This window comes from Bacteriovorax sp. BAL6_X, from assembly GCF_000443995.1.
Lineage (GTDB): Bacteria > Bdellovibrionota > Bacteriovoracia > Bacteriovoracales > Bacteriovoracaceae > Halobacteriovorax_A.
On record NZ_AUMC01000010.1, the window covers coordinates 565640 to 578005 of the forward strand.

Below are 12366 nucleotides of genomic sequence, written 5' to 3' on the forward strand. Positions count from 1 at the left end.
GTTAAGAGTTCGTTAAGAAATTTTGGTATATTCCGATAAGTTTGCTATGCTTATTGGTAAGATGTCGAAATTATTTATTAGCTTAATTCTATTAAGTGGCCTTACTGGCTGCCAACAAGTTTATGTCTCTCAAAATGTAGAAGCCTCTACACAAATGATTGTCAAAAGCCCCCTTATTCATACAACCATTGTAAAAAAAGGGAAGGTTAAAAGGGGACAAGGTCTGTATCAGGCCCTGAAAAATATTAATATCGATAATAAGCAAGCATTGAATCTAATCAACCAACTTAGAGATGAAGTTGAGTTTTCAAAGCTTAAAGTAGGTGATCGTTTAGAGGCAACCTTTGATGAATTTAATATGCTTATTAAATTTTCTTTTGCGCAAAATGATTATGAAACTCACGTTGTTTCTTTAAATGAAGATACTGGTAAATGGGATTACTCTTTAAATGAGCTGGATACTTATTGGCAGCCGCGAATGATTGAAGGAAATCTCAACTCGGGATCAACTCTTCAAGATGATCTTTTGGCCATGGGCCTAGAAAGATCAGTTGTTAATGAGGTTATCAATGTCCTTCTTTGCAAAGTGAATTTTAGAATGAATGCACGAGCGGGAGATCAATATAAGATCCTTCTTAGCGAAAGAAAGCACTCTAATAAAACTGTTCAAACAAAAGTTCTCTTTACTTCTTATAGTGGAGTAAAAGCTGGAAGTCATGAAGCTTACTTCTATGAAGATAAGGAAAAGAGCTCAACTTATACAGCTCATTACACACCAAATGGCCAGGCCCTTATTAATTCTGGACTTCGTTATCCGCTTTCTAGACTTCACGTGCGTTCAAATTATGGTTGGCGTATGCACCCAGTGACGGGAAGGCGTGCAATGCATAGAGGTGTTGATTTGAGAGGTAGAAGAGGTGAGCGAGTACATGCCGTCGCTGCAGGGAAAGTTATCATGTCTACTTATAATAAGTTTGCAGGTAATAAAATTGGTATTAGGCATAGAGATGGATCAACTTCGTACTACTATCACCTTAATCGTCGTAGTGTAAAAGTAGGAGCATGGGTTAGGTCTCACCAAGTTATTGGAACAGTTGGTGCAACAGGAAGAGTAACTGGCCCACATCTTCACTTTGGCTTTAAAGATTCAAGAGGAAGATGGATGAATCCTTTAAATAAGAGAATGATTGCAACACCTAAGCTTACAGGTGAGCGCCTTGCTAATTTACAAGGACAAGTTAGTAAGATCAAAGGTGTTGTTGCAGACTTACAAATTAGTAAAGAATCAAAATATCTTGTGGCCAATCTAGATAAGATTAAGCGCCTTCCAAGTGCTCTTGATAATTTTAGCTTCTTACCTAAAGAATAAGCTCAACTATTACTAATTATTGTCGATAAACGTTTATATGCGTATAAAGCTCTTTGTACTATCAATTCAGTTTATTGCCTTTTTAGGCCTTGGTTTCTATTCTTCTAGTACGAAAGAAATTCAGCGCTCGATAAGTTCATACTCTACTTCGAGATCTGTTTCAGAAATAAGTTGCTCAAGTGCACTTAGAACTTTTCTTTCACCTTTAAATCTTGAAGAGAATATTATGCTTTGGCATATCTTTAAAGAGCAAGGGGCATCAGTTAATCCAAAATACCTATCTCATGAAGACTTTGATTCTCTCGCATCAGATCCAGACCATAACTTTAAGCAAACTCAAACGAGTCAGCTTGAGGCCGTAAGCGGACTCTATGCTCAAGAAAGGGGAATCATTGCTGATGGGATTCAAAGAGGGCCTGAGGGTACTGAATTTGTTGATGGTGATGGAGTCTTTTGGGATGTGAAAACACCAATCTCACCACTTCTGACTCATTCTTGGCGTTTTAATATTGAGAAGGCGGGAAATAGTATCAAGCATAAGCTTGAGGCCGTTGGTAATATTCATATTCTTGTGGATCTCTCTTATATGAGACAAAGAAATGTTAGTGACTTAAAGAAGTGGATTAAAAATAATATTTCAAAAGAATTGCAACAAAGAATTCGCTACGTTACCGTACCTGATGCTATCGTCGATTAAAGAAGTTAGTTAAAAATTACGATAAGAATGCATGAGGCTAATTAAAGTATTGCTCATATTTCAAATTGTATTTATTGGCCACGCTGATGGCGATGGAATGAATACGTTAACAATTCGTACTTCAACTGAAAAAAGCAAAACCTATAAAATCAAAAAGATAAGTAAGACTACTCTTTCTGCTGAAAGAGGGCGAGTCATTCTTATTGAAACATATGGAAAAGAGCAATGTGTAATTCCTATGGCCAAGATTGTGGCTACACCGCGACCGAATTACCAAGGGTGCACGCATTGTTTCACTGATGATGTTGAAGTTGAAAACTATTATACGCAAATGTTTTTAAATCGAAAAAAATCAGAGATTAGTTGTGATGTAGCTGATGGTGAAACTGTTGGTTTTAACTTTATTGGTGGTACAACGATTAACGGTGAAGCAAAGCTCATCTCTTCTGGGTTAGTATTAGAGTCTGCCGTCTACTCAGATGGCCCATTTTTACAAAAAGAAATAAAGCCAAGTGCCCTTGATAAACTTTTAGATCAAGCAGCTGATCTCCTTCTTGATATTGCATTCTAGCTACTCTTTACCTCAAGCCTTTATGGCTTATTGTAAGTCCTCGTAATTATTCATATCTATTCACAAGTTGATGTCCTTTGGTAGCAAGTCGATATTTGTCCTATATTTTATTCAATGAATGTTGAAAAACTAAAACATTTGTTTTATAAGTCAAACAAACTAAACAAAGGTAATTCTATGAATAAAAATACTACCATTTTCTTATCAATCTTAGTGCTATCTTTTATTGGAAGTAGTGCTTTGGCCAAAGGCCTTACTTTACCAGGACAAGTCTATCAAGCTGACTATGAAAGAACTATTTGTCGATCTTTTGGAGAAGCAGATCAAGGTATGCCACAAGCTTTTAAAGAGTGGAATACAAAGTTTTTAAGTCTCTCTAGTGATGCTGGACTAGACCGCTTGAAAATGTCTTTACTTTTTAAAGAAGAGTCAACGACATGCCAGTATGATGTTTTATTTACATTAGAGACAAGGGCCAATTTAGGGCTCTATGAGAACTCTGTTGCTTACAGTTTGGATGGTGATAGTAGTTGTGAAGCAGGAAAGAATTACTTCGATTCTTTAATGGACTACTTTCCATACTTCTACGATGGTTCACATGGGTATATGCAAATAGCTTTCGGCTTCGCTGTAAACGGAGTTAAGAATATTTGTGGTGAGAACGGGAAACAGGTTTTAGTTACTTTTGGATATAAGGAATAAATGAAATATTCTGGGAGGAATGAATGAAAAAAATATTAGTATTATTACTTACACTTGTAGCAAGCGCTGTTTTTGCAAATGAGCTAGTTGATAGTTTTCAGGCAAGAAAGGCCGAAGCTTTACAAAGAACAGGTGTTGAGATGGCGACACTATCTGCTCTAGAGCTTGACGGTTTTCCAATTAAGCAAATTGAAAAATTTGAGTACTTTTTTGATAGCAAGGAATTTGTTATTAAAACTAAGAATGGTGATGTTTGCATGGGAGCATTTAAAAACCGTAAAATAACATTTGATTGCTTAAACGCTGTTGGAATTAAGACTCTTCAGGCAACAGGTGACAGTGATTAATTTACAAGACTATATTAATGAGATTTGGCAATTTGAAAGAGCTTCTTCACGGCTCTTCTTGCCATTTCTCTTATCTTCCATTCTTGTAATCTGTATATGGAATTTAAAGAATGGAAGAAGTTTTAAAGTATCTTTTTTAAATACGATTAAAGACTCCTCGTTTCATACTGATTTAGGATTATTTCTTTTTAATTCACTTTTAAAAATTACGGTATTCGCTTCGGTAGCGGGGTTAAGCATTGAAATCGCTTGGTACTTACAAGTTTTCTTCTTGAAATATTTTCCATATTTGAGAAGCTCTATTGAGGTTTCGACTTTTTCAATTGTTCTATTTTCTGCGTTAGCATTTGCTTTCGATGATTTTATTCGTTTTGGAGTTCATTTGGTAATGCATAGAGTACCATTTCTTTGGAAGCTTCATCGTACACATCATACTGCAACAAGCTTAAATCCATTAACATTATATAGAGCGCATCCTTTGGAAGTTCTAATCGCTACATTTCGAAATGCTTTATCCGGAGGTATTGTTACGGCCATTGGAGCATTTCTTTTTGGTTCTCTCGATATTTTCTATACAGCTCTTGGTGTTAATATTTTTGGTCTGATTTTTAATAGTGCTTTTAGTAATCTTAGACACTCTAGTGTTCCAATTCGATTTGGTATTTTCGAAAAGGCTTTTATAAGCCCATATATGCATCAAATTCATCATTCTTCAAACCCTAAGCACTTTAATAAGAACTATGGTACATGTTTTACTTTTTGGGATAAGATCGCAGGAAGTTTATATTCACCAAAGAAGTCAGAAGAATTGAAATTTGGAGCAGATTAAATATGTTTTTAACGACGTCGGTGCTTGCCTTTAGCATTTTGCTTACGTTTTTCTTCACGTTTTGTTGTCTTGCCACTGAAGTTAAACTCCTTGTCTAACTCTTTAAAGAGCCTATCGTACTTACTCTTTTTCTTTTTTTGTGATTGTTGAGGCTTTCTAGCTGGAGATTTTTTTACTGAATTTTTATCTTCAGAAGAAGAACTTTCAATTAGCTTGTAAAGAGTTGCCACTTCTACTTCACTCAACTCTCTCCAGTCACCAACTCCAAGACCATCAAGGCTCACATTCATGATACGTACGCGATCCAGCTTTGTGACAGTATAGCCAAAGTATTCACACATACGACGAATTTGTCGGTTTAGGCCCTGGACGAGTGTGATCTTAAATACCATCATACTCATTTGTTCAACTTTACACTTCTTCGTCATAGTTCCTAAAATAGGAACTCCACCACTCATGCCATTGATAAAGTTGTCATTGATTGGTTTATCTACTGTTACAATGTACTCTTTTTCATGATTGTTACCTGCGCGCAGGATTTTATTTACGATATCACCGTTATTAGTCAGAAAGATCAGGCCTTGAGAGTCTTTATCAAGGCGTCCGATAGGAAAGATTCTCTCCACATGATTGACGTAGTCAACAATATTATCCTTCTCACTGCTTTCAGTTGTTGAAACAATTCCGCGTGGTTTATTTAGGGCAATAATAATTTCTTTATCCGCAACTTTTGGTTTGACGACTGTGCCTCGAACTTCAACAATGTCGCCCTCGTTAACAATTGCACCAATCCCTGCAATTACTCCATTTATTTTGACTAGCTGTTGATCTATTAACCCATCAACTTCACGTCGTGAGCAAATACCGCTTTGACTAATATACTTATTGATTCTCATAGAGTTGTCTTTATTCACTTTCTGTCCATATGCTTTATAAAACTGAGCTAAGTTAGCACAGATTAATCCTATTTAGAAGCTCAATAGAGATTCTTTAAAATAGGGTCCTATCTTTTTATGTTCTTTAATGTACGTGTTGTACTTATCCGAATAATGGGAGCGGTAGCGATAATAACTGATACCATAAATCTCTTCATCAATGGCCTTCATTGCTGATTCTTCCATTGCTTTAAGGTCAAGCTTGTCACTTGTTATAAAACGAAAATACTGAGCATTTTTTTCGAAGCCAATATAGTCATATGCACAAGCTAGCTCTCTGGCCTGTTCATTATTGCCAAGAAACGCTGATGTTCTCATGGCCTTTAGAGTTTCATCTTGATCCACTGTTGCTGTCATTTTAAACTTTTTACATGAAATGACCTTGGTCTTAGTGAACTGATAAATTTCTCTGTCTTTAATTACTTGATCTAAACACGTTTTATCTTGATTAGGACATTGTTTTGCAACCCTTTGGGCAACTTTAAAGAATTTATAACCATTAAAAAGCCCTGGCATTCTTTCGTTACCAAGTTTGTTTTCAACTGACTTAAATGCTGTCTTCTTTATCAGCGCAATTACGTGATGATGTTTTAACTTTGGAAGAAAAGATAGGACGTTTGTCACACTCGCTGCAACCATTGGAGTCGCGCCACTCGTTGCGCCAAAGAGAGAATGTCTTCCTCGTCCATCAATTGTAGCAAGCTCATTATTTGCAGGCGCAAGGACGAGTAGGCTTTCATGGTTTTGTGTATCTGAGCTAGTTAAGCCTGAAGGGGAAAAGCTTCCAATAAGAAGGGCCTTTGACTCTCTTTCAACTTTTGATGTCTCTTCTTCTGGGTGACCATTTCCTGATGCTAGAAACCAGAGAACATCTTTCTCAAAGGCCTCATTGGCTATATCTGCTATATCTTGATTATCAGACCAGCCAACTGAGTTACTTATAATTCGAGGAATGCGATTACTTTCAACGTATGTATCCCAATAGTAAGAATAGAGAAAATTATAATTCACTCGCCCTAAGCTCATGAGATTCAGTTGATCAGTAATGCCATAAGGTCCGTTAAAAATATTAACGACACTTGTTCCGTGATCTCCAATCATTCTTCTTCGGCCATTTAATTGTGGTGGAACCTCAATATCTTCAGTGAGGTTTATATGATCTTTTTCAAATCCAATATCGATTACGGCCACATCGATTTTCTTTAAGTTCTGTATTTTTTTTAATTCGTCCTTAATAAGGTCGGCTCCAATATACTCTTGTGCCCAAAATGGAGTGAGTTTCTTACCGAGAATAAGTGGAGCATTGATTTCGTTGGCCTGTGTACTTACAAGGCAGGCCATTGTCATTAGAATTTTTAGTGATTTTATCATGGGCCTAATTTATCAAGAGATTACCCTTTAATGGCCCATTATGTATTAATGAATAGGGCCGTATAATTTTTATGCGACCTATATAACTTACTAATATAAGTACTCATTTTAAGGAGACCATGTTATCAAGAGGCCATGAGTAAAAAGAAAAAATCAGCTATGGCACTACAGGGTGTAGGAATTGCACCAAATATTCTCCTTCAACATGTTGAAAATACAGCACCTTTTCTCTTTCAAGGAGAGCTGGATACGACTGGTGAAAAACGTGCCTTCTTAGAGAAGTTGAGGTTTTACAAGAAAAACTTAAAACAGCTAAGTAATATTAATTTAGCGGAATACTTTCATATTTGTATTAGTGCTCATTGGGCGACGGCCGGAACATTTGTTCCAACTGATGTTGATAATCAAATTCGTGAAAGTCTATGGAAGCATGGGCATATTTCAAAGCATATCGATAAGATGGCAAGGCTTACAATTGAGTCTTGGACTTGGGACTACGCTCAAGTTACTAGTCGCAAGGCCTATAATAACGATAATAATACGGTTATGAGTACTCACGAGGGAACATGGCTAAGTGTTGCCATTGGTGCCTACTGTGCTCTTGTTAAAAATAGAAAGACTGAGCTTGCCCAGGAAATGGCCGATGTTATTCTGGAAGAGATTAAAAAAGAAGAGCTTATTATGCAAAAGCTTCGTGAGGAAAGGGATCATATCAATTTCTTAAGAGCGGCTCCTCTTATGGCCCATAATTTTGGGGACCTTGACCGCGTGATGGTTCAGTGGAATATGGACCCTGAAGATGCTTTTTATAAGCGAATCTTTAAACTTGGTCATCAATTAAATGAAAACTACGACCCGATTCTTGTGTATACAGGAAAGGTAAATAAAGAATTCTCTTCAAAAGAGAATCACCGTCATATGTCCATGAGACAACCAAAGTGTCTTAGAAAGTCTTCAAAATTCCTCATTCCTGTTGGTCCATTTATGGATGACTGGGGAAAGGTGTTAGGCGAGAGTGATCTTCTTTCTATGGAAGAAAAAGCAGAGATCGTAACAGCATTCTACGATGGTTATAAGAGACAAGATGAAGCCTTTGGCTATATCCGTGGATACAAGAATCTTGTGGATTCAATTGATGGGGGCCTCGCTGCTCTTGAAATGTATCTACCATTTGATCTTGTTGCTGAAATGAAAAAGTCAGAATTCAGTGAGCTTGCAAAAGTTTCTCGCGAAGACTTTGAGGCAGACTACAAGAAACGTCTTGAGGAATTTGTCTGCCCTGTCACAAATATGAAATTTTAAGCTTCTCGACTTTTTAAGAGAAAGCGTTGAACCTTCCCACTTGGAGTTTTTGGTAGTTCGTCAATGAACTCTATCTTACGTGGGTAGGCGTGTGCCGCTAATCCTTTCTTCACAAATAGGCTAAGCTCTTCTTTTAATTCTATCGTAGCTTCAAAGCCTTTATTTAAAACCACAAATGCTTTTACGATTTCAGTTCTTTCTAGGTCAGGTATTCCTATAACTGCCGTTTCTAGTACACAAGGGTGCTCAAGAAGGACGCTCTCAACATCAAATGGGCCAATTCTATATCCTGAAGAAGTAATGACATCATCATTTCTTCCTACATAAGTAATGCGTCCATCTTCAGTTTGTTCGGCCGTATCACCAGTCGTATAGAAGCCATTTGAGATGGCCGGAGTTTCTGTTTTTAAATAACCCTTAAACCACATGATAGGAGAGTTTGCGATATCAATAGCAATGACTCCTGGAGTATTAGGTGGAGCGATTTTTCCATTTTCGTCAAGGATGACTACTTTATACCCAGGCATGGCATAACCCATACTTCCCGGTTTTATTATATGTTCTAGTTCATGGTGGTTATTAACCGTCATCCCAGTTTCCGTTTGTCCGTAGTGATCATTAATGACAACATCTAGCTTATTCTTAAACCAATTTATAACTTCTGGATTTAAAGGTTCACCAGCACTGCTGACAACTCTAAGTTGTCCCTTTATGGCCTTAGATACTTCTTCACCATTTCCTATTAAGAGTCTAAAGGCCGTTGGTGAGCCTGCTAAATTTGTTATTTTATATTTTTGAATCACACGTATTGTACTTTTTGTACTAAAACCACCTTCGTAAAAGAGAAGAGCATTTCCATTTACAAGTGGACCAATTACAGAGTAATAGAGGCCATAGGCCCAACCTGGATCAGCGAGGTTCCAGAAACGATCTGTTTGCTTTAAATCAACTGCTAAGTCCATATATTGCTTAAATGAAGATAGGGCAAAGAGAGGTACAGGCACGGCCTTTGGAAGTCCCGTGGTTCCAGAAGTTGAAAGAAGACAGAATGTATCTTCACCTTTTTTCATAACTGGGGTGAAGTCTACACTTTGTTCGGCCATGACCTTACGAAAATCAAAATCATCATCTGCTAATTTGTAATCAATAGATCGAACCATAACACACTTCTTAGGCTTCATTGGGAGTTGTTCTAATTTTGAACGGTTCGTATCATCAGTAAATACAATCTTTGCCTGACTTGAATTTAGTCTTTGTTCAATTGCCTTAGGTCCAAACGCTGTAAAGAGTGGCTGATAGATTACACCAGCTTTCCACGCTCCTAGGATTGTATACAAGAGCTCTGGAGTTCGTGGCAGAAGGCCTGAAATGACTTCTCCTGGTTTGACTCCTTGAGCGACAAGAAAGTTTGCAAGTCTTGAGGTTTCATCTTTTAACTTCTTAAAAGTTATGGCTTCCTCTTCTCCATTTACACCTTCCCAGTATAGGGCAATCTTATCTGAATCAGCATAGCGGTCACAACACTCGACAGCAGCATTGATTGAGTTATTGATATCTCCATCAAAGAATTTATTGAACTCATTAATATCGAAATTACTATAGTGGTCTACGTACTTTCTTTTCATATCTTCTCCTTAAGGTATTAGTTTAATTATAAGGGGGATTTGATCTGTGTAAAACTTTATATGGTTAAGATGGTTAACTTTAACTTGTGTTATTAACTATTTAGTAAGGAATTATCTCTAGCAGGAAATTTACTTTTTGATTATTGCTCATAAATTTATTGTATTTATTAAAGAATGTTTTCTATTAATTGTACTAACTATTTGAGATCGACAATTACTTGCATTGCTAATGTGAAAATTATTATAATCGAATAGGAGACTCCCCAAGAAGAGTCGTATAAAAGGTCTATATGAAATCGATTAATGTTGAAAAGATTAACTCTGAAGTAAGTAAGTTCATTAGTGAGAGAGACTGGGACCAGTTTCACTCTATCAAAAACCTGGCAATGGCCCTTAGTGTAGAAACCTCTGAACTAGTTGAGATTTTTCAATGGTTAAAAGAAAGTGAGTCTAATGATATTGCTTCAAACACAAATCTTAAAGAGAAGCTTGAGGATGAAGTTGCTGATATATTTGTTTATTTAATGAGAATTGCAATTAAGGCCGGAATTGATATTGAAGAGGTTACTCTTAGAAAAATGCATAAGAATGCGAAAAAATATCCAGTTGAAAAAGCCAAGGGCTCAGCAAAGAAGTATACTGAGCTCTAGGTCATCTTTATTATTTTATATTAACTTCAAAATATCTTTTATCTGAATCAATATTAACTTGATCAGTTACTTCATCAATCGTGAAGTATTCATTAACTAGCTTTCTGTACTTTGATCTAAAGATTGTAATTGGTCCACGGCCACTTAATTCATCAATTAAGTCTTGGTTAAATAGTCCTTTATCGTACTTGACTCTTGCCTCAGCGTATTTACCGTACTTAAGCTTGTGAGCATCTCTTTCTCCTAAGAAAGGGTCAAACTTCATAACTCGTCTCTGATAAATAACTGTTAGCTCGACTTTTTCATTATCTTTTGTCAGCTTAATATCACCAAGGTGAACAGAGTGGTCGAGTTTATTTAGAGCAACAATTTTAGGTCCGCCACCATAGTCTCCACCGGCAAGAATACTTGCAGCGATAAAAGATAATACCATCCACTTAAAAACTTTCATAATTCACTCTTTGTAAATGTATCAGTTGTCATATAGGTAAAGACTCTCTTTCCTCTGACATTTGTGCGATACTGTTTAGCTATCTCAGCTTTCTTGATAAATGCTTCTTTGTCGATCTCAAGCCATTTTTGATAGGCTTCCTCTGGAAGAGACTCAACATATAGTCCTATGAAATTATCACCAGTGACTTCACTGTTTTGATACTTTGTGTACTTTTCTGATAAAGTCAGTCCGGCCTTCTTGATAATTTCAGCATCGAGCTGAACTCTAGAGGTTCCAAGTGTAATGGCACCATCATCAAGATATTTAATGGCATTGAGAGAAAACATATTATCAAGAATATGTAGTCCATGCTCACCGTATTTAAACATAATTAGATCACGCGTAACAGGTGCTGTATCAATTAAGAAGTAGATTTCACAAAAAACAGCGTTTTTTAAAATTTCATTTTTTATAACTGTAGAGTAATCAACGTCAGTCTCTGTTAAATCAATTCCATCTTTTAAAACAACTTCTTTTATTACTGTTGGAAGTAGAGGAAGAAGCTTAGATGTATTGCTCTCACCAAAAAGAACGCGGTAAATCTTAAGAATTGTAATGTGCCCAGGGGTATTTTCTTGACGACAAATTCTTTGGATTGTTTTCAGATGGATGTCCGCGCTTTTGGCCAGCTTTCTTTGACCAATCTTAGGGTCCTTGAAATTCACAAGGTAGCGATTGATATCGGCCTGTACTTGAGCCCTAAGGCCAAGCTTTGAATGGGTAGCGGAAATGCTATTTTGCATGAATATATAAATATCGTTCACTATTCATTTAATCAATAATTGTTGTAAAACTATGAAAAATTTGGACAAAATTCTAGATTTTGTCCGCTCTAGGGCCTTAAAATTAGGATATTGGACAAATGTCTTTGAAAATTTGGACATAATTTTAAGAATATATATTTTTTGTCGTGTTTGGTTCAAATTACCTCCATAGAAAACATTGCTAACCAATTCTTGGAGGATTTATGAAAAACTTATTAATCGCACTTACACTAATCGCAGGACTTTCAACTCAAGCAAAGACTATCTCATACGATGTATTCGCAACTGAAAAAAAAGTTGAGTCATCTAGAACTGTAAACGTAAACGTATTTGATTTCAAAATTACTGAAGTTGTAAAATCTAAAAATGTTGTTGTTACAAACTGTAACTCAAACGCTCCAGTTAGAGATAGAGCTCAAACAGGTCTTTGTAAAGAAGTAACACTTTCAAAAGTTGAAGTAGCTCAAGTTGTTCTAAGCTTTAAACCATATGGTACTACTGATCGTCACGGTGAAGTAAATAACGGAAAAAGAAATGAATTCGTAGCTTTCAATATCTCTCTAGACGAATTATCAAGCTCTGATGTAGAACTTCTTAAGAACGCTAAGAGATCTGATCGTAAAGACCTAGCTCTAGAAATGTTTGAATTTGAAGTTGTTAGAGAAGGTGCTGTTCATACAATCATTCTTCTTTAATTTCATATGTCCATAC

At 36.4% G+C, this 12366-nt stretch carries 14 protein-coding genes; 9 read left to right on the top strand and 5 right to left on the bottom strand.

Going from position 1 to position 12366, the window contains the following annotated elements; genetic code table 11:
- Positions 1 to 46: 46 nt before the first annotated feature.
- The 6 genes from M902_RS13350 (at position 47) to M902_RS16175 (ending at position 4515) form a co-directional block, all read left to right on the top strand.
- On the top strand, positions 47 to 1369 hold the full coding sequence (locus tag M902_RS13350; protein ID WP_021268336.1) for a M23 family metallopeptidase: 1323 nt from the start codon (positions 47 to 49) through the stop codon (positions 1367 to 1369).
- Between the two features lie 37 nt (positions 1370 to 1406).
- Entirely contained in the window at positions 1407 to 2066 is a 660-nt protein-coding gene (locus tag M902_RS13355) for a hypothetical protein (RefSeq protein WP_021267789.1), read from the top strand.
- A gap of 31 nt (positions 2067 to 2097) precedes the next feature.
- A complete protein-coding gene (locus M902_RS13360; RefSeq protein ID WP_040314855.1) occupies positions 2098 to 2637 on the top strand; it encodes a hypothetical protein in 540 nt (179 codons plus the stop codon).
- 177 nt (positions 2638 to 2814) lie between these two features.
- Positions 2815 to 3339: a hypothetical protein gene (locus M902_RS13365; protein WP_021268109.1), complete on the top strand. Its 525-nt coding sequence runs from the start codon at positions 2815 to 2817 to the stop codon at positions 3337 to 3339.
- Between the two features lie 23 nt (positions 3340 to 3362).
- A complete protein-coding gene (locus M902_RS13370; RefSeq protein WP_021268054.1) occupies positions 3363 to 3686 on the top strand; it encodes a hypothetical protein in 324 nt (107 codons plus the stop codon).
- Entirely contained in the window at positions 3679 to 4515 is an 837-nt protein-coding gene (locus tag M902_RS16175) for a sterol desaturase family protein (protein WP_021268480.1), read from the top strand. Before M902_RS13370 ends, M902_RS16175 begins: the two co-directional genes overlap by 8 nt.
- An 8-nt stretch (positions 4516 to 4523) precedes the next feature.
- Here M902_RS16175 and rluF read toward each other — a convergent pair whose 3' ends face one another.
- Both rluF and M902_RS13385 read right to left on the bottom strand, forming a co-directional pair.
- Positions 4524 to 5411, bottom strand: coding sequence for a 23S rRNA pseudouridine(2604) synthase RluF (gene rluF, locus M902_RS13380; protein WP_084710571.1), 888 nt, complete (start codon positions 5409 to 5411; stop codon positions 4524 to 4526).
- A 72-nt stretch (positions 5412 to 5483) separates the two neighbouring features.
- Positions 5484 to 6821, bottom strand: a complete 1338-nt coding sequence (locus M902_RS13385) for a S8 family serine peptidase (protein WP_021268452.1) — start codon at positions 6819 to 6821, stop codon at positions 5484 to 5486.
- A 135-nt stretch (positions 6822 to 6956) separates the two neighbouring features.
- Here M902_RS13385 and M902_RS13390 point away from each other — a divergent pair, with 135 nt between their 5' ends.
- On the top strand, positions 6957 to 8123 hold the full coding sequence (locus M902_RS13390) for a hypothetical protein (protein WP_040314856.1): 1167 nt from the start codon (positions 6957 to 6959) through the stop codon (positions 8121 to 8123).
- On the opposite strand, the gene M902_RS13395 is transcribed toward M902_RS13390, so the two are convergent.
- Complete coding sequence (locus tag M902_RS13395) at positions 8120 to 9748, bottom strand: AMP-binding protein (RefSeq protein ID WP_021268364.1); 1629 nt, start codon at positions 9746 to 9748, stop codon at positions 8120 to 8122. The genes M902_RS13390 and M902_RS13395 overlap by 4 nt on opposite strands.
- A 290-nt stretch (positions 9749 to 10038) precedes the next feature.
- Between M902_RS13395 and M902_RS13400 the strand changes: the two genes are divergently transcribed.
- Positions 10039 to 10398, top strand: coding sequence for a nucleotide pyrophosphohydrolase (locus tag M902_RS13400; RefSeq protein ID WP_021268566.1), 360 nt, complete (start codon positions 10039 to 10041; stop codon positions 10396 to 10398).
- A 10-nt stretch (positions 10399 to 10408) separates the two neighbouring features.
- Here M902_RS13400 and M902_RS13405 read toward each other — a convergent pair whose 3' ends face one another.
- Positions 10409 to 10849: a hypothetical protein gene (locus tag M902_RS13405; RefSeq protein WP_021268126.1), complete on the bottom strand. Its 441-nt coding sequence runs from the start codon at positions 10847 to 10849 to the stop codon at positions 10409 to 10411.
- The gene (locus M902_RS13410) at positions 10846 to 11634 is read right to left on the bottom strand and encodes a hypothetical protein (RefSeq protein WP_021267834.1); all 789 of its coding nucleotides are present in this window, start codon (positions 11632 to 11634) and stop codon (positions 10846 to 10848) included. Before M902_RS13410 ends, M902_RS13405 begins: the two co-directional genes overlap by 4 nt.
- Before the next feature lie 224 nt (positions 11635 to 11858).
- Here M902_RS13410 and M902_RS13415 point away from each other — a divergent pair, with 224 nt between their 5' ends.
- A complete protein-coding gene (locus tag M902_RS13415; protein ID WP_021268540.1) occupies positions 11859 to 12350 on the top strand; it encodes a hypothetical protein in 492 nt (163 codons plus the stop codon).
- Positions 12351 to 12366 lie beyond the last annotated feature (16 nt).

Coding starts and splice junctions, on each gene's coding strand:
- M902_RS13355 (WP_021267789.1), top strand. CDS start 1,407: ATGCGTATAAAGCTCTTTGTACTATCAATTCAGTTTATTGCCTTTTTA.
- M902_RS13385 (WP_021268452.1), bottom strand. CDS start 6,821: ATGATAAAATCACTAAAAATTCTAATGACAATGGCCTGCCTTGTAAGT.
- M902_RS13390 (WP_040314856.1), top strand. CDS start 6,957: ATGAGTAAAAAGAAAAAATCAGCTATGGCACTACAGGGTGTAGGAATT.
- M902_RS13410 (WP_021267834.1), bottom strand. CDS start 11,634: ATGCAAAATAGCATTTCCGCTACCCATTCAAAGCTTGGCCTTAGGGCT.
- M902_RS13395 (WP_021268364.1), bottom strand. CDS start 9,748: ATGAAAAGAAAGTACGTAGACCACTATAGTAATTTCGATATTAATGAG.
- M902_RS13415 (WP_021268540.1), top strand. CDS start 11,859: ATGAAAAACTTATTAATCGCACTTACACTAATCGCAGGACTTTCAACT.
- M902_RS13405 (WP_021268126.1), bottom strand. CDS start 10,849: ATGAAAGTTTTTAAGTGGATGGTATTATCTTTTATCGCTGCAAGTATT.
- M902_RS13400 (WP_021268566.1), top strand. CDS start 10,039: ATGAAATCGATTAATGTTGAAAAGATTAACTCTGAAGTAAGTAAGTTC.
- M902_RS13365 (WP_021268109.1), top strand. CDS start 2,815: ATGAATAAAAATACTACCATTTTCTTATCAATCTTAGTGCTATCTTTT.
- M902_RS13370 (WP_021268054.1), top strand. CDS start 3,363: ATGAAAAAAATATTAGTATTATTACTTACACTTGTAGCAAGCGCTGTT.
- M902_RS13350 (WP_021268336.1), top strand. CDS start 47: ATGCTTATTGGTAAGATGTCGAAATTATTTATTAGCTTAATTCTATTA.
- rluF (WP_084710571.1), bottom strand. CDS start 5,411: ATGAGAATCAATAAGTATATTAGTCAAAGCGGTATTTGCTCACGACGT.
- M902_RS13360 (WP_040314855.1), top strand. CDS start 2,098: ATGAGGCTAATTAAAGTATTGCTCATATTTCAAATTGTATTTATTGGC.